At 33.6% G+C, this 17,715-nt stretch carries 14 protein-coding genes and 2 pseudogenes; 5 read left to right on the top strand and 11 right to left on the bottom strand.

Annotated features, from left to right (window positions below):
- Positions 1 to 54: 54 nt before the first annotated feature.
- The 3 genes from THESIDRAFT1_RS00980 to THESIDRAFT1_RS00990 are packed head-to-tail and all read right to left on the bottom strand — an operon-like array spanning position 55 to position 3,464.
- Complete coding sequence (locus THESIDRAFT1_RS00980) at positions 55 to 1,380, bottom strand: DUF4129 domain-containing protein (protein ID WP_006569225.1); 1,326 nt, start codon at positions 1,378 to 1,380, stop codon at positions 55 to 57.
- Positions 1,364 to 2,506, bottom strand: a complete 1,143-nt coding sequence (locus THESIDRAFT1_RS00985; RefSeq protein WP_003869864.1) for a DUF58 domain-containing protein — start codon at positions 2,504 to 2,506, stop codon at positions 1,364 to 1,366. The genes THESIDRAFT1_RS00980 and THESIDRAFT1_RS00985 overlap by 17 nt, the downstream gene beginning before the upstream one ends.
- A 25-nt stretch (positions 2,507 to 2,531) precedes the next feature.
- Positions 2,532 to 3,464: an AAA family ATPase gene (locus THESIDRAFT1_RS00990; protein ID WP_006569226.1), complete on the bottom strand. Its 933-nt coding sequence runs from the start codon at positions 3,462 to 3,464 to the stop codon at positions 2,532 to 2,534.
- Between the two features lie 191 nt (positions 3,465 to 3,655).
- Here THESIDRAFT1_RS00990 and THESIDRAFT1_RS00995 point away from each other — a divergent pair.
- The 5 genes and pseudogenes from THESIDRAFT1_RS00995 (at position 3,656) to THESIDRAFT1_RS01015 (ending at position 7,439) form a co-directional block, all read left to right on the top strand.
- A pseudogene (locus THESIDRAFT1_RS00995) lies at positions 3,656 to 4,071 on the top strand (Fur family transcriptional regulator).
- A gap of 50 nt (positions 4,072 to 4,121) precedes the next feature.
- Positions 4,122 to 4,972, top strand: a pseudogene (locus THESIDRAFT1_RS01000) (metal ABC transporter substrate-binding protein).
- Between the two features lie 25 nt (positions 4,973 to 4,997).
- On the top strand, positions 4,998 to 5,882 hold the full coding sequence (locus tag THESIDRAFT1_RS01005; protein WP_006569228.1) for a metal ABC transporter solute-binding protein, Zn/Mn family: 885 nt from the start codon (positions 4,998 to 5,000) through the stop codon (positions 5,880 to 5,882).
- Between the two features lie 5 nt (positions 5,883 to 5,887).
- Entirely contained in the window at positions 5,888 to 6,652 is a 765-nt protein-coding gene (locus THESIDRAFT1_RS01010) for a metal ABC transporter ATP-binding protein (RefSeq protein WP_006569229.1), read from the top strand.
- A complete protein-coding gene (locus tag THESIDRAFT1_RS01015; protein WP_004399780.1) occupies positions 6,645 to 7,439 on the top strand; it encodes a metal ABC transporter permease in 795 nt (264 codons plus the stop codon). The genes THESIDRAFT1_RS01010 and THESIDRAFT1_RS01015 overlap by 8 nt, the downstream gene beginning before the upstream one ends.
- Positions 7,440 to 7,505: 66 nt before the next feature.
- Here the strand turns inward: THESIDRAFT1_RS01015 and THESIDRAFT1_RS01020 are convergent, their stop codons facing one another.
- From THESIDRAFT1_RS01020 to THESIDRAFT1_RS01055, 8 genes are all read right to left on the bottom strand, one after another.
- Positions 7,506 to 8,846, bottom strand: coding sequence for a GH1 family beta-glucosidase (locus THESIDRAFT1_RS01020; protein ID WP_006569230.1), 1,341 nt, complete (start codon positions 8,844 to 8,846; stop codon positions 7,506 to 7,508).
- 46 nt (positions 8,847 to 8,892) lie between these two features.
- Positions 8,893 to 11,364, bottom strand: coding sequence for a beta-mannosidase (locus THESIDRAFT1_RS01025; RefSeq protein ID WP_006569231.1), 2,472 nt, complete (start codon positions 11,362 to 11,364; stop codon positions 8,893 to 8,895).
- Positions 11,365 to 11,393: 29 nt separating this feature from the next.
- Positions 11,394 to 12,332, bottom strand: a complete 939-nt coding sequence (locus tag THESIDRAFT1_RS01030) for an ABC transporter ATP-binding protein (protein ID WP_039929074.1) — start codon at positions 12,330 to 12,332, stop codon at positions 11,394 to 11,396.
- The gene (locus THESIDRAFT1_RS01035) at positions 12,329 to 13,282 is read right to left on the bottom strand and encodes an ABC transporter ATP-binding protein (RefSeq protein WP_006569233.1); all 954 of its coding nucleotides are present in this window, start codon (positions 13,280 to 13,282) and stop codon (positions 12,329 to 12,331) included. The genes THESIDRAFT1_RS01030 and THESIDRAFT1_RS01035 overlap by 4 nt, the downstream gene beginning before the upstream one ends.
- 5 nt (positions 13,283 to 13,287) lie before the next feature.
- Positions 13,288 to 14,130: an ABC transporter permease gene (locus THESIDRAFT1_RS01040; protein ID WP_006569234.1), complete on the bottom strand. Its 843-nt coding sequence runs from the start codon at positions 14,128 to 14,130 to the stop codon at positions 13,288 to 13,290.
- On the bottom strand, positions 14,127 to 15,119 hold the full coding sequence (locus THESIDRAFT1_RS01045; RefSeq protein ID WP_006569235.1) for an ABC transporter permease: 993 nt from the start codon (positions 15,117 to 15,119) through the stop codon (positions 14,127 to 14,129). The genes THESIDRAFT1_RS01040 and THESIDRAFT1_RS01045 overlap by 4 nt, the downstream gene beginning before the upstream one ends.
- A 17-nt stretch (positions 15,120 to 15,136) precedes the next feature.
- On the bottom strand, positions 15,137 to 16,894 hold the full coding sequence (locus THESIDRAFT1_RS01050) for an ABC transporter substrate-binding protein (protein WP_006569236.1): 1,758 nt from the start codon (positions 16,892 to 16,894) through the stop codon (positions 15,137 to 15,139).
- Between the two features lie 305 nt (positions 16,895 to 17,199).
- Positions 17,200 to 17,685 (bottom strand): substrate-binding domain-containing protein, encoded by a 486-nt coding sequence (locus THESIDRAFT1_RS01055; RefSeq protein WP_341853118.1) that lies wholly within the window; start codon positions 17,683 to 17,685, stop codon positions 17,200 to 17,202.
- Positions 17,686 to 17,715: the final 30 nt, after the last annotated feature.

The raw sequence follows: 17,715 nt of genomic DNA on the forward strand, positions 1-17,715 counted from the left end.
TTCTAAATACTTTCTATAGTACTATTATATACGATTTATTCCAACAAAGTAAATCTAAATTTGTTTCAAATTTTTTATAATTTCTCTTAACTTTATTTCAAATTCCTTTACTTCCTCATATTGAGGATAATAATTTCCATATCTTACTTTTTCGTAAAGAGCTGTAATTTCCTCCATTGCAGAATGCACAAGAGGAAAAACTTCCACCACTTTTTTATAAACATCTTCACTAGAATGGTTGCCTTTTACAAGAATTTTGTTTTCGTATAAGTGTTTTAAAAATCTTTTATAATAATACCTTACCCTTTCCCTCGAATCCCTATAAATTTTTACTCGCTCTCGAACATTTTCAGCTATTTTCTGGCTTATGCCTTTTAATTTTTTATATGTTTGCAAATCCACAATTTTTATATCAATCTCTTTTTCTTCTGTAAAATCCCTTTCATGCTTTTCTTTTTGTAGCTTTGTTATTGCTTTTACAATATATACTATCAAAGCAATTATTATGACAACAGCTAATAAAGTAGCTATTCCATTTATCATGTGGACAAGCCAAGCATAATCCTGAGGAATCTGCTCCTCAAACATATTTTCCTTACTATTATCTTGTTTTAAGGCTTCCTCCATCGCCTTTTTAAAATACTCTTCGTCTATATGCAGCAGGCTAAAAAGCCTTGACAACATTAAAAACAAACCATAAGCTAAATAAGAAGCGCCATAAACAAAAATTTTTACAATGCCTTCATACAAATAATGATAGACAAATCCTCTCACAGCAGGAGAAGAAAGTAAAATCATAGTTAAAATTATAAGGCTTACTGCTGCCCACTCAAAAGTTGAAACTCTTTTATTTGACCTATTATCGGAGAATCTGAGATTTTTAACTTCTAAAAGCACAAAAATGCTGAGCAGAATATAAATAATGCTATATTTAGGGATTATCAATATATCTTCAGGAGGCATAAAATAGTTCGCAATATTTATGACAAATAGACCTATTAACTGCTTATAAAATTGTTCCACATTTAACATATCATTAACGAAGATTCCTCTGTTTTTTACTCCTCTTGACCAAATATACAAAAACACAATGAATATGGCCACCAGTTGATAATAATTTTCACTAATTATTGCGCTCAACAAAATGCTAATTACAACACCTATAGTTAAATTCAATTGTTTATAAGTTTTCTCTTTCATCTCAATTTCTGCATTGTTAAAAACCCCGCTTATTAAAGAAACTAGAAGGATTATTCCAAAGGAAATACCTTTTTCTCTAATAAAAAGCCCATTTAATAGGGTGTAAATTAAAAATACCATCATGCCGTCTAAAACTGTCAAAAACGTCCTCACAAACTTTTCTCTATCCCACAGTTTCAAGTTGCTTCCCCTCTTCATTATAAAAGAATAACTTAATATTTGTTGGCAAATGACCAATTTCATTAGGCTTTATTGAAACAATTGAAATTTTTGTATTTCCTATGTCAGAAAGAGCATTTACAACTTTATCATCTACAAAAGGCGTTACAACCACTAAATCTGTGCCCCATGACAAATGATTTGTCATAACCCTTAAAATTTCTTCAAGGTCATATCTCTTAAAAAAAGACAAACCTGCAAAAACCTCAAGAAGCTTTGAAATCTGAGATTCTCCTGCAGAAGGCTCTATAATACTGTAATCCCCCTCAAAAAGGCAGATAGCATTTGTAGAAAATCCAACAGGAATGCCTTTTTTTAATAAATCCACTGATAAAGAAGCTGCTACTTCCACTGCCTTTTCAAACTCTTGTAGGTCAATAGTCTTAAACAGATACCTGTGAAAATCAATGTTAAACAATATCATTATTTTTTTATCTGCTGTATAATCATATTTATTCACTTTTAATGTCTGATTTTTGGCAGTGGCTTTCCAATTTATGTCTTTATAATTGTCAGAAGGAGTATAATCTCTGATTCCACTTATCATAATAGGGTCTTCTATTATCCATCTTCTTACAAACACGTCTCCTTGAAGAGAATCAGCCACAACAAAAGAACTATTCAAATCTATTAGATTAGGATAAACCACCAGTCTCGCATAAGCCAATATTTCACTTTCATATTCCTCACTGCCAAATAAATCGGTAGAAAAAACTTTAACGGGGTCAAAAAGATTGTATACTCCCCTTTTTATACCTACAATTTCAAATTTCCTTGTAATCCTCTGAAAAGGCATCATAGAAAGCACTGTAGTGTGAAAATACTTAACTTTATCATTATTTTCCACCATAGATGATTTTACCATTTGAAGTTCCACAGGAATCTTTTGCTGTAACTTCAAATAAGTAATAGGGAAAATTTTTTTATTTACAAGTGTAACCTTAAGCGTTGTCTTTTCTCCAGGAAAAATAGCTGGATTTTCAAATTTCCGTTCTATTTTCAAATCCTTAAAAATGTATTTTTTATAAAGATTAGCTTGCATGGCTAATACAAAAGCCACAACAAGAATAAACCACAAAGCATTCATTTTCAAAACCACCTAATTTCTATTTTTAAAGAGGGATTGGAACTTCTTCTAAGATTCTTTTCACTACATCTTCCGCCTTTAAATTTTTAAGTTTACCTACCCCTTTTAAAATAATTCTGTGAGAAAGCACAAATGGTGCAATATACCTTACATCGTCTGGTGTCACAAAGTCTCTTCCTTTTATATAAGCATAAGCTTGAGAAGATTTATAAAAAGCCAATGTAGCCCTTGGGCTTGCTCCCAATTCTATCTCCCTATCTTCTCTTGTCCTTTCAATTATATCTAAAATATAATTGGCAACATCTTTTTCCACATACACATTGGTATACTCTTTTTGCATTTTTATTATATCCTCTTTGCTGCAAACTGGCTGAATATTCTCTAAGGGACTACCTTTATCAAAAAGGTCTATTATTCTCTGCTCTTCCTCTCTTTTGGGATATCCCATTTTTATTTTCATCAAAAACCTATCTATTTGAGCCTCGGGAAGAGGAAAAGTGCCGTAACTTTCTATAGGATTTTGCGTAGCAATAACAAAAAAGGGTTTGTCTAAAGGATAAGTGACACCGTCTACAGTTACCTGCCTTTCTTCCATACATTCAAGAAGGCTAGACTGAGTCCTGGGTGTCGCTCTATTTATCTCATCAGCTAACAATATATTGGTAAACAAAGGGCCTTTTTTAAACTCAAATTCATTGAGTTTTTGATTGTAAACATTTATCCCTGTCAAATCGCTAGGAAGTAAATCGGGAGTAAATTGCACCCTCTTAAACTCACAACTAATAGATTTAGCTAATGCTTTGGCAATAGTAGTTTTACCAACTCCTGGCACATCCTCTAAAAGAATATGTCCTGAAGATATTAAAGCTGTAAGCATTAAATCAATTACTTCTCTTTTCCCTACTATCACTTTTTCAATGTTATTCCTTACGTCTTCTAATATTTTTGCATATTCCATCCTATCACCTTTTTCCAAATAAATTTTACCTTATTTTTTATTATAGAAAACATTTTCTGAAATTTCAATAGTATATGTAAAAGTTAACATTTAATTTAAATTTATGCAAATTTCCTATTGACTTTTTTGCTAAATTGTAATATCATCTTAATTAAGAAATATTTCTTATTTAATAAAGGGTTGTGATTAAAATGCATAAGCAAGAGGCAATAAAAAATTAAAAGAGCACAATTACAAATTAACTCCTCAAAGGGAATTAATACTGGATATCATGTTAAATCAGCAGGGGTATCTTTCTGTGAGACAAATCTATGAAAAAGTAAAAGAAGTCTTTCCTCAAGTAAGTATTGACACAGTTTATCGCAATTTAAGCCTTTTGAAAGATATAAATATTTTAAATGAAACGACAATTGGCAATAATATTATGTATGTAATGCGAAAAGAAATACACAGTCATACCATGAGATGTTTAAAATGCGGCAAAATCTTTGAACTAGACATATGCCCTCTCGAACTTTGGATAAACCAGATAAAAGACTTTGAAATTGTAGACCACAAAATAGAAATCGTTGGTTATTGCAAAGATTGCAGGAGCAATAAAAACTAACTATAGGAGGTAATATTTATGAAAAAACTTTAATCGCTATACTGCTTATCATGACTTTAATTTTAGGTATAACCTCTTGTGGCACAAAAACAGTAGAATCTTCAAAACCTGTAGTATATGCATCTTTTTACCCAATTTATGACCTTGCATCAAAAATTGGTAGTGACAAAATAACAGTAAGAACTATAATACCGCCAGGAATCGAACCCCACGATTGGGAACCTGCCACAAAAGACGTGGCAGAAATGACAAAGGCAAAAACTATCCTTTACTTAGGTTTGGGAATGGACTCTTGGATTGACAAAATAAAAACCAATGCTCCAAATGTAACATTTTATGAAGTATCAAAAGGCATAACTCCAATTGTCGAAGGCAATCAAACAAATCCTCACATATGGCTTTCGCCAAAAGAAGCTTTGATAATGGCTAAGAACATACATGAGGCTTTGCAAAAAAGTTTCCCTAATGATAAAGATTATTTTGAGAAAAATTATCAAAATTTAAAAATTACATTAGAAACTCTTAATAAAGAGTACACTGACACTCTTTCACAGGCAAAGCACAAAACCTTTATTGTATACCACAGCGCTTTTGATTATTTAGCAAGAGACTATGGCTTAAAGCAAGAAGCATTAGTAGGTTCAGATGAAGAAGCAGAGGTAAGCCCTGCTAGAATGACAGAAATTATAAATCTTATAAAAAGTAAAAATATAAAATACATTTTCACAGAACCCTTGACTTCTCCAAAGCCTATACAGACTATAGCAAAAGAGACAGGAGTACAAATCTTACATCTTAATACAATTGAAGGCCTTACAAAAGAAGATGTAAAGAAAAAGAAGATTATATTTCACTAATGAAACAAAATCTTGAAAACTTAAAAAGAGCATTAAATGAATAATCAACATCGGGAGGTTAAGGAATACATGAAAAAAGTAGTAATTACCACTCTTTTAACTATTGCATTAGTATTAAATTTAACAGCTTGTAGCTCAAAAACTTCAGAAGCATCAAAACCATTAGTATACGCTTCTTTTTATCCGATTTACGATTTAGCTTCTAAAATAGGAGGAGATAAGGTAACAGTAAAAAACATAATACCCTTTAACGTTAGCCCCCATGGTTGGGAGCCTACCGCAAAGGAAATAGCAGAAATAACAAATGCAAAAGCTGTTTTGTACTTAGGCCTTACTTTAGACGACCCATGGATAAATAAAATCATGGTTTCAGCTCCACATGCTGAATTTTTTGAAGTTTCAAAAGGGATAGAGCCTATCACAAAAGGTAATACAATAAATCCCCATGTGTGGATTTCTCCAAAGGAGGCTTTAATTGTGGCAAAAAATATAAATGAAGCTTTGCAAAAGATTGACCCTAATAACAAAAATTATTTCGAAAATAATTATCAAAAACTAAAAACAGAATTAGAAAATCTTGATAAACAATACACAGAAGAGCTATCTAAAACAAGACTTAAAACTTTTGTAGTTTTCCACAGTGCTTTTGCCTATGTAGCACGCGATTATGAGCTAAATCAAGAAGCCTTAGTAGGTATGAGTGATGAAGCAGAGCCAACTCCTGCCAGAATGAGTGAGCTGGTAGCCTTGATTAAAAAGGAAAAGATAAAATACATCTTTGCTGAAAACTTATCTGCCGCAAAACCAATGGAAACAATAGCCCAAGAAAGTGGCGCCACTGTTTTAAAACTTAACACTATAGGTACTTTAACACAAGAAGATGTAAAGAAAAAGGCAGACTTTATGTCTTTAATGAAAGACAATCTTGAAAACTTAAAAAAAGCATTGGAGTGATAAAAATGAATTTGATTGAACTTAAGAATGTCAGCTTTGCTTATGATACTAAAAAAATATTAAATAATATCTCTTTAAAAATAAATAAAGGAGAATTTGTTGCAATCATCGGACCTAATGGGTCCGGAAAAAGCACTTTAGTCAACATTATGGTAGGAAATCTCATTCCCACTTCTGGTGAAGTTTTGTACGATGGAGTAAAGCTGCAAAATATAAAAAGTAGGTCTTTTATAAGTTATGTACCCCAAAAGTCTTATTCCTTTAATGCCTCTTTTCCTGCCAGTGTAGAAGAAGTAGTATCAATGGGATTATACGCAAAGAAAGGAATATTTAAAAGACTTTCTAAAAAAGATTGGGAAGAAGTATATGAAGCTTTAAGAATTGTAGACATGTTGGATTATAAACACAGACTAATAGGAAGATTATCAGGGGGACAACTACAAAGGGTCTTCATAGCTCGCTCTTTAGTTGTAAAACCAGAAATACTTTTTTTGGATGAGCCTACAACGGGAATTGATGCGAAGTCTGAAAAGGCTTTATACGCTATCCTTGAAAAATTAAATAAAGAAAAAGGTATAACTATAGTAATGGTAACCCATGACGTTTGGGCAATTACTGATAAAGTATCAAGGATAATATGCATGAGTGAAGGTAAAATAAATGAAAAATGTGAAGCCGTCGACCTTACAGCAGGAGAATTAGCTGAAGTATATGGATATCCAGTAAAAATAACAAAACATCATCACAATGGGAGTGTTAAAAATGATTGATATTTTTTCCTATGAATTTATGAGAAGAGCATTTATAGCCGGAAGCATTATTTCAATAATTGCACCTTTAACAGGTAGTTTTCTTGTCCTAAGACGGCTTTCACAAATAGGAGACACCCTTTCTCACGTTGCTTTAGCAGGAGTGGCAGCAGGTATTTTACTTGGAATAAATCCTACATTAGGTTCCATAATTGTAGTACTTTTAGCTTCTTTTGGAATAGAAAGACTGAGGAAGGCATATTTCAGGTATTCAGAAATATCAATAGCCATAGTAATGTCTGCAGGAATGGCAATTGCCATAATTCTTTTGAGCTTATCTCGTGGCGGCGCAGCCAACATAATGAATTATCTGTTTGGAAGTATTGTGTCTGTAACAAACACTGACGTCCTTTTGATTTCAACTCTCGGTATCGTTGTAGTGGCGTCAATTATGTTGCTGTACAAAGAGTTATTGTACATCACCTTCGATGAAGAAGCCGCAAAAATTTCAGGGATACCCGTAAGCTATATCAATTTCTTCTTTACAATACTAGTAGCTTTAACTGTTGCCCTCGCCATGAGAATTGTAGGTGCGCTTTTAGTCTCAGCCCTAATGGTAATACCGGCTGCCGCAAGTTTAAGAATCGCCAAAAGCTTTAAACAGACAATATTTTATGCAATACTCTTTTCCTTTATATCAGTTTTTTCAGGAATATTTCTATCCTTTTACTTAAACTTATCCCCCGGTGGAAGTATAGTTCTCGTCTCGCTTTTAATAATGGGACTCGTTTCATTAAAGAAGAGGTAAATAAAAGAAGAAGAGGCTGTTTGACAATCAAATTTTTAACAGCCTCTTCTTGCTTTTTATCATTTACTACTCAATAGAATTTTTCTGTATTACCTCTTTATACCACAATGCACTGTCTTTTAATATTCTCTTTTGCGTCTCATAATCCACATAAACTATCCCAAATCTTTTTGAATATCCATGGGCCCATTCAAAATTGTCCATCAGCGACCATACGAAATATCCTTTTAAGTTACCTCCTTCTCCTATAAATTTTGCTGCTGCTTTTAAGTGCTCTTTAATGTATTCTATTCTTTCATCGTCGTGTACTCGTCCATCCTCTGTCACTTCATCTTTAAATGCTGCTCCATTCTCTGTGATATACATAGGCAGTTTTGTATATTCTCTATCTAGCCTTTTTAAAAGGTCATACAAAGACTCTGGGCTTATCTCCCATCCCATCTCCGTCCTCTTACCTGGCCCCGGCACATTCTCTGCCTTTAGCATGGAATCTTCATCATATTTTACAATACTCCTAGTATAATAGTTAACTCCAAGAAAATCTATCGGAACACTTATAGTCTCTAAATCTCCTTCTTTTATAAAGTCAAATTCTCCAATTATTTTACTATATAATTCCATCATATCCTCTGGATAATTGCCTTTGAATATTGGATCTAAAAACCATCTGTTAGAAAATCCGTCAGCATATTGGGCTGCTAATTTGTCTTCTTCTTTTTCACTGGCAGGATATGCAGGGGTTAAGTTTAGTGTTATACCAATTTTACTCCCTTTTATATTCATTTCTCTGAAGGCTTTTACTGCTTCTCCATGGGAAAGTAGTATATGATGAGCTGCTATTAGTGCTTCTCTGTAATTTTTGTGCCCTGGCGCATGTTCTCCTATCCCATAGCTTAATATTGATGCACACCATGGTTCGTTATGGGTTATCCATAAGGGTATTACATCCCCTAATTCTTCAAATAGTTTCGTGGCATATTCTACATACCATTTTATACTTTCCCTATTTAGCCAGCCTCCTCCTTTGTCATACGCCCATTGTGGTAAATCCCAATGATAAATTGTCGCGGTTGGCATTATATCTTTTTTTAATAATTCATCTATTAGCCTCTTGTAAAAGTCCATTCCTTTAGGGTTATATTTGCCTTCTTCAGGAAAAATTCTTGGCCATGCAATTGAAAATCTGTAAGCTTTTACTCCTATTTCTTTTAATATCTCTACATCTTCCTTATAGCGGTGGTAATGGTCACAGGCTACATCTCCTGTGTGGCCATTATAGGTTTTCCCTTCTGTCTTTGAAAATGTATCCCATATGGAAGGAGTCCTCCCATCTTCATTTACAGCTCCTTCAATTTGGTATGATGATGTAGCAGTTCCCCAAAGAAAATCTTTTGGAAATTTTATCAATATTATCACTCCTATCTTTAATGGTAATTGTTGAAACTTTTTTACTTTATATATTTGCTACTAATTGAGTAATGTCAAAAACTTCAACACTCTCGGGTTTTTGTGAAAATTTTACTTCATATTGTTTACCTGGCATCATATTTAAACAATTGTCAGATAAATCTATATCATTTTCGGGCTCTATAAACACTCCAAATGCTGGAACATCTGTTGTTAAGACTATTAAATCATTTTTTATTTGATAATTAATTTTGGGTTCTATTAAACTTAAATTTCTAAATTTATCAAACACTTTATAATTCTCATAAGTCTTGCCATCAGCAATTATTTCTACATATATAACACTATCTAGTAGTTCTCCATTTTTCTCTACTGGCAATGTACACCCCGGTATTGCTATAGGCATTTCCTTTACACTGTACCCAATATTTAATTCCTCAATTTTATAGTGAGCTATTTTTGTAACGTCATTTGCTATTAATCTCGTTTTTAACTGTTTCTCTGCAATTTTTTCACCATTTAGTTTGAAAACTTTTATAGTTACCTCTACTTCTTTATCATGCACCAAATCACTTATGCCATAGATTGTGATACCCCCATCTTCCTCTTTTATGTATGGTAAAATTTCTGCATAAAATTTCTTTGAATAGTGATACAATGCTTTTTTCCTCTTGTAATAATCAATACAAGACCAGCTAGCTACAGGCCAGCAGTCATTAAACTGCCAGTACAATGTCCCTGCTGTCTTAAATTTTCTTGACCTCCAATGTTCTACACCTGTTTTTATAGCCTCCGCTTGGTTAAATTGACTTAAGTAAACAAAGCTTTTAAGGTCTTTAGGAAATCCTAAGTGTCCTACCATAAACCTTACTAATCTTTCCATTCCTTCTACCATTTTGTTGTGAGAAATCATAACTGGGCTTAATATCTTTCTATCTTCAGGAGCTGTATAGGAGAGCACTGTTTTCCAATCTGGCATTGATTGGAATCCAAATTCACTAATAAATCTGCCCTTATCTTTTGTGTACTCTTCATAGTCTACCCATCCACTCCACACATTCCACTGATGCCTATCGCCTTCAGTTTCACTATTTGGATCTTCTCCTCCATAAGGACTTGATACCCAATAAGGCCTTGACGGATCTAATTTTGCACACACTTTAGGTAATATTTCCTTATAAATGTAATTGCCCAAATATTTTGGATCTCCATTATCCCACCAGGAGTGAAATCCCCAATTGTTTTCATTATTCCCACACCACAATACAATTGAAGGATGATTTCTAAGACTTAATATGACTTTCTCGGATTCTTCTTTTGCTAATTTTTGAAACCATTCAAGTTGGTCAGGGTATTGGGCACAGGCATACATAAAATCCTGCCATACCATTATGCCCATCTCATCACAGGCATTATAAAATGCTGGATCTTCATATATCCCTCCTCCCCATACTCGTAGCATGTTCATATTCGCTTCTTTTGCAAGTCTTATATATTCGTAATAATCTTCCTTGGTTAATCTAGGTAATAGGTTGTCAGCTGGTATCCAATTGGCTCCTTTTGCAAAAACTTTTACACCGTTTATTTCAAAAATAAAACTTTCTCCTTCTTCATCTTTTTCTCTTATTAATCTAACTGTCCTTATTCCGCTTTTAAAACTTTTTTCATCTATTATTTCTTCATCCGCTAAAAGTGTTATTTTCACTTCATAAAGAGGCTGTTCTCCAAATCCATTTGGGTACCACAATTTAGGATTGTCTATAATCATTGAGGCTTTTATCTTGCCCTTCTGAATTTTTACTCGCTTCTTCCCATATGAAATGTCTTTATGCATTATTTCTATTTTAGCTTCAAGATCTTTTTGCGTATAACTTTCAACTTCTGCATTTATTGCCACGTAAGCTTTGTTTTGCTCAATTTTTTCTGTATGGAAATATGGATTTTTTATCTCTGCATATTTTACTAAAGACAAATACACGCCTCTCCAAAGACCTACCTGGACTATCCTTGGACCCCAATCCCATCCGAATGAATATTGTGCTTTTCTCACATAAGGCCTGCCACTTTCTCCTGACCATTCAAGTTTTACAGAACTTGTTTGTTCCACAGCTTTTATCGTCTTTATAGGTGAATCAAAATGTACCTCTAATATATTTTCCCCATATCTTATAGCATCCTTAACGTTGAATTCATGTGGTATAAACATATTTTGTGTTCTTCCTAAGTGTATGTCATTTAAATAAATATCAGCAAAAGTATCTATTCCCTCAAAAATTAACTTTATTGCGTCAAATTCATCCTTGTTTTTTACATCAAAGTTAAATTCTTTTTTGTATACCCATTCTTTTTCTTCTAATTTATGAAACTTTATTTCATTCATGCGATAATAAGGATCTTCTATTTTCCCTAGTCTTATTAAATCTAGCTGAACACATCCTGGAACTTCTCCTTCATACCATTCACTAGCATTTGCCTCTCTAAAATGCCATGTTCCATTTAAAGAAATTCGCTTTTCCATAATTAAATCACCCTTTATTCCTATTTAATTCACAACTTCGCACAAGCAACATAATGGTCTTCCTCTACTAATTTAAGGGTAGGGTTAATACAAGTTGTATCTGCGATAGGGCATCTATCTACATACTTGCAGAATCCTTCTTTCCATATAGTCTGATTTTTACTTGAATCTTCTATATCAAATTTATCTGTTTCCCATTTTCTATCTAATTGTGGTATTGAGTCTAATAGCATCTGTGTATAAGGATGTCTGGGATTAGAAAATACTTTTTCTATTGAGCCCATCTCTACAATTGACCCTCTATATAAAACCACTATCTTATCGCTTATATAATACGCCTGCGAAAGGTCATGGGTAATAAACATTATAGCAGCTCCTATTTCTTTTAAGCTAAGCAATGCTTCTAAAACATCTACACGAGTTGAAGCATCTAACATACTAGTAATTTCATCTGCTACTAATACCTCTACATCCATCAGTAGCGCCCTTGCTATTAATAATCTTTGAAGCTGTCCTCCACTCAATTGGTGTATATACTTGTTTAACACATCTCCAGCATTCAGTCCCACTTTCTTTAATACATTTTCTACTCTATCATTCCATTCTGATGCAGGCACTTCTTTTTTAAAGGACTGCCTTACTAATTTAAATATTCTATTTACTTTAAATATAGGATTAAAAGAGGAATATGGGTCTTGAAAAATTCCTTGAACTTTTGAGTAAAACTCTTTGTTATTTGATATGCTAAAGATATCCTTGTCCTTAAGTAAAATTTGGCCACCACTTGGTTTTAGCAATTTTAACATCATTTTACCTATTGTAGACTTTCCACTGCCACTTTCACCTACTAAAGCTAAAATTTCTCCCCTGCCTATTTCAAAATTTACTTCATCTACTGCTGTTATTGTGTTTTTACTAAACAAAAACCCTGAATTAAAAACCTTTGTAAGATTCTTTGCTTTGATCATAAATCCTTCACCTTCCAACAAGCCACAAGGCGGCCTTTATTGATTTCTTTAAGTGGTGGCTCTTCTAAACAGTTTTCATCTGCAAATGGACATCTATCTCTAAATCTACATCCTGCTGGAGGATTTATGAGATTGGGAGGATGACCAGGGATACCCTCTAATTTTTCTTTTGTATGACGTATTCCTGCATTAGGCAATGATTTAATCAGAGCTTTTGTATAGGGATGCAAAGGATTCGCTATTATTTCTTCTGTCGGACCAATTTCCGCTACTTTCCCTGCATACATTATAACTATCCTATCCGCTATTTGGTATAAAACTGCTATATCATGGGTAATAAATATTATTGAGTTTACTATCTCCCTATCTCTAAACTCCTTAAACATCAGCGAAACTGCTTTCTGAGAAGATACATCAAGGGCTGATGTGACTTCGTCTGCTATTAAAAGGTCTGGATTTAATAAAGTTGATATTACTAATACTAGTCTCTGTTTCATCCCACCTGAGAGTTCAAAAGGATACATATTAAGAACATCTTTTGAAAGTTTTACCATGTTTAAACGCTCATGTAGCCTTTTTTCTATTTCCTCATATTTTATTTTGTGTTGTCCCACTAAGTCCCTTATTATCCCCCCTATTTTGCGGGTGGGATTTAAAGCATCCATAGCATATTGGGGAATAAGAGAAATTTTTTTATAGCGATACCTCCTCATTTCAGTATTATTGTCTATTGGCAATTTTTCTCCGTTAATCTTTACCTCTCCTGATACATATTTCATTGGCGGCTTTAAAAGTATCAATGAATTACCCAGGGTTGACTTACCACAGCCTGATTCTCCAGCTATACCCAATATTTCTTTGTCATTTATTGTAAAAGTTACATCATCTAATGCTTTGGCATCACCATGCAATGTTTTGTAATAAATTCGCAATCTTTCTATTTGTATCAAATTGGTCACTCCTCCCTCAGCCTTGGATTAAATATTTCGTCAAGACCTATATTGAGAAAATATAAGGAACTGACTATCATTGTGATTGCCAACCCTGGAGGAACAAACCACCACCACATTCCTAGTTGGATTGCGTTCCATAATACTGAGTACTGCATCATTAAGCCTAATGAAATTCCCCTTGTTGGTCCCAATCCTATAAAATCCAATCCTACTGCTGCTAATATTGCTCCTGCAAACTGCAATATGAATACCATTACTACATAAGACATCATGTTTGGCGCTATTTCTTCTAAAACTATTTTTAATGGTCTCAATGCTGTTATTTTAGCTAAATTCACAAACTCTCTTGACCTTAAAGAAAGTGTTTGGGCGCGTACAGCCCTTGCTGTCCATGGCCATGCTGTCAAACCTATTATCACGCTTTGTATCCCTATTCCTCTATAGGGTAAATAGGCTGCTATGATTATGAGTAAAGCTAATGTAGGTATTACTATTAATATGTTCGTCAACATCATTAAAAGGTCGTCTAATAATCCGCCTTTGTATCCTGCTATAAAACCAATTAAAAGCCCTATTATTGTGGCAAGTCCTCCTCCAAATAACCCAATAAAAAATGTCGACCTAAGTCCGTATACAAACTGGGTAAAGACATCTTGCCCAAAGGTTGTTGTCCCTAACCAGTTTTCTCTGCTTGGAGGAAGATTGCTCATACTGACATACTCCAATGGGTCTTTATAGTAAGAAATATAAGGTCCAATTATAGCCAATATCAGAAAAAATAGTAATATTGTCAAGCCTATCTTAAATTTCGTGTTTTTAAACGCAAAATATATAAACTCTTTCATACATTTTCTCCTCCAAGTCCTAGTCTAATTCTTGGATCAACAATCATGTAGAGTATATCAACTAAGAAATTCGCAAGTAATACCCCTATGATTATAAACAAGAAGACTCCTTGTACCAAAAAATAATCCTGATTTAATATACCTTGCAATAACATATATCCCATTCCTGGATAAGAAAATACTACTTCTGTTGCTATGGACCCTGCTACGATTGTACCTAATTGCAACGCTAAACCTGTAATCTGTGGAAGTATAGCATTTTTAAAGGCATATCTTCTAATAAGCCCTTCTGATGCTCCTAAAGCTTCTAAATATCTTGAATAATTGGCTTCAAGTTCATATATTATCAAATTTCTCATACCTATCGCCCAACCACCAATTTGCACTATAAAGAGAGACAAGAAAGGCAATATCCAATGTCTTAAAAAGTCCACTACAAATTGCCATGACCAATTCGGTCTCATACTAAAACTATAAGCTCCTGCAATAGGGAAAATCCCAAGAACAACTCCTAATGCCCATGCTAATAGTATTCCTAACCACATGTATGGTATAGATGTAATTATATAAAAAATTGGTAACATTCTGGAATCTAAGCTTCTATGTCTCGCTGCTACTGCTCCTATATAGTTCCCTACTATCCAACTTAGTAAAATTGATGGCAATAACACTACTAATGTGTAAGGTATAGCTTGTGCTATAACATCTAGAACCGGTTTAGGATACATATAAATGCTAATTCCTAAATCACCTTTAAACAATGCTATCCAAAAGTTAAGGTATTGTTTCCATAAAGGTAGATCTAAGCCAAAAGCTTTGATTAGATACCCATACATTACTTTTGCTGACTCTGGTAGCCCCGAAAATCTTGAAACTAATACAAGAATGGGGTCCCCAGGCATAAACCTGGGGATTAGCCAGTCAATAGTTACTGCAAAAAAGAAAGTCAAAATGTAAATGTACAACTTCTTTATTAAATACCGTAACATTTATATACCCCCATTTATTATTGCGAAGCTTTCGGTTTTATCTTCATCAACATCATTGTCCCACCTGTTTGCCATCTGCCACCCCAAGTAACTGGATAAGCATATGGGTCATGTTCTGTTGGCCAATTCTCCCATGCTGCATTTGATGCTTGGAACCAGAGACCATTGTACCAAAGTGGTATAGCTGGCATATTCTTTAAGAAAATCTCTTCAAGTTGTGCAGCTGCTTGCTTGGCTTCTGGACTTCCTAGCTTTGTTTGGTTAAATTTTGCTATTAAGTCTTGTAATCCTGGCACATCAAAGCGCCCAAAGTTTCCATTATTCTGAGGACCGTTTTCTTGAACTTTGTTAAATAGCCAATTATACAAAGTCCATGGAGTTGACGTGACTTGGCTGCCAAAGTTATTAAATGATAAATCAAATGTTCCTTTCGTTAAATCCTCATAATATTTACTATAATCTGGAAATTTAGCTTCCGCATCGATTCCTACTGCCTTTAATTGATCTGCAACAATTTTAGCTGCTTCCATCCAATCTGTCCAACCATATGGCACACTAATCTCTAACTTAAATCTTTTTCCATCGGGTGCTGTCCTTACTCCATCACTTCCTAATTTAAATCCTGCTGCATCCAAAATTGATTTCGCTTTTTCTGGATCATAGGTATAGCCATATTTATTAACTACATTTTTATCATAATATTCTTCCCAAGCCTTAGCCGGCACAAATCCTAATGGATTTGCTGGTTCTACTTGATTTTCATATACTTTTTCTGCTATTACCTTAGGATTGATCGCATATGCCATTGCTTTCCTTAATTCAACATTGTTTAATGGAGATTTAGTGGTATTGATAAACATAAACACAGTATTATCTGGAATCATATATGGCGGATTATCATAAAAAGTCGTTATACCGTAGTTAGCTTTCAAAGTCTTTATACCTGGAAGGAAAAAGTTACTTAAATCTAATTCACCTTTCATTAGCATTCCCAATGCAACGTTGTTACTAGGCACAATTAAATAAACTATTCTCTTTGGTGCTGGGGTCATATTCATTGCTTTTATGCCCCACCAGTTGTCATTCCTCTTGTAAACCATACGATCATTGCTATAAGTGTCAAATAAATAGGGTCCTGAACCTATAGCCTTTTCATTTGCACCATTTAACATATCATCTTTTGACTTATCTGCCCATATATGCTTTGGAATAATAGGTATCTGATACAAGTTATATGCCCATTCATGATAGTTTACAGTTGAGAACTTAAATATTACTGTTTTGTTGTCCGGTGTCTCTATAGATTGCAACCATTGCCACATTGGGCTATAATAAATCTCAGAATATTGTTTTGCTATTTCAAAGGTGAATTTTACGTCCTCTGAGGTTAAAGGTTTTCCATCTTGCCATGTGAGCCCGTCTCTTAAAGTGATTTGATAAGTATTATCAGAGGTCCATTCACCTTTCTCTGCTAACCATGGTATGAATTCGTTTTTAAGCGGGTCATAGTTGAATAGTGTTTCATAAATTAATCCAACTGTACCTGTTACAGCATTCCATGGTGTTAGCGGATTCCAGTTGCTGGGCGGGCTCCATAATCCACCTCCAAAGTATACTGTTTCGTTTCTTTGATATGTTGTCTCCTGTGCAACTTGCTGTGTATTTGCATTTTGCTGGTTCGATTTATCGCTTGTTTCTTGACTCTTTTGTCCACAGCCTGCTAATGCGCCCATTATTAGCATTAACACTAATAATAGACTTAACAGCCTTCTCATCCTAAAAATCCCCCTTTTTGGTTTGTTGTTTCCTTTTATTTTAAAAAATTTTATTTTACTCCTCATATTCCCCCTTTCTTTGAATTTTTTAAAACAAAAGGCCTCTCAGCCTCTTGTTTTAGGCTATCGTAAAATTGGTTTTGTATTAAATTTATAAAAACGTGTTTATTATTTGATGGATTCTTTAATATTCTACATTCTAATATCACGCATATCACTATTTAACACTACAAAAACTATATTCTAATATTTTCAAAAGAAATAAAGTTTTTAATGAACACGTTATTATTCACTTTAAAAATTTTTTACGTAATTTTTTTTACCGAACCACGAACAATTAGATTCGTGTTTAACCTAATATCCTCATATATTTTCTCTGGATTATTTATTCGATATACAAGTTGTTGAATAGCTTTTACGCCTAATTGTTGTTTAGGAACATTTATAGTAGTTAAAGGAGGATAAGAAATCGCTCCCATCTCAATATTATCAAAGCCAATCACAGAAACGTCTTCAGGAACTTTTATATTTAATTCAGACAAAGACCTCATAAATGCCAATGCAATTTTATCATTGGCACATATCCAAGCGGTTGGAAAATCAGTATCATTTACATTTATTTTCTTTTTAAAATAATACATGTCTTCTAAAAAATTTGGCCCTTTTAAATTTATATCAAGCCACACAAATTTTTCGTCGATTTGTATCTTAAATTCTTCCATATACATAATATACGCTTGATAACGTTTTTTAAAACTATATGACCATTCGTTATTACCAATAAATCCTATTTTTTATGCCCATTTTGAATTAAGTAATTT

This window comes from Thermoanaerobacter siderophilus SR4 (assembly GCF_000262445.1).
In the GTDB taxonomy this organism is placed as follows: Bacteria; Bacillota; Thermoanaerobacteria; order Thermoanaerobacterales; family Thermoanaerobacteraceae; genus Thermoanaerobacter; species Thermoanaerobacter ethanolicus.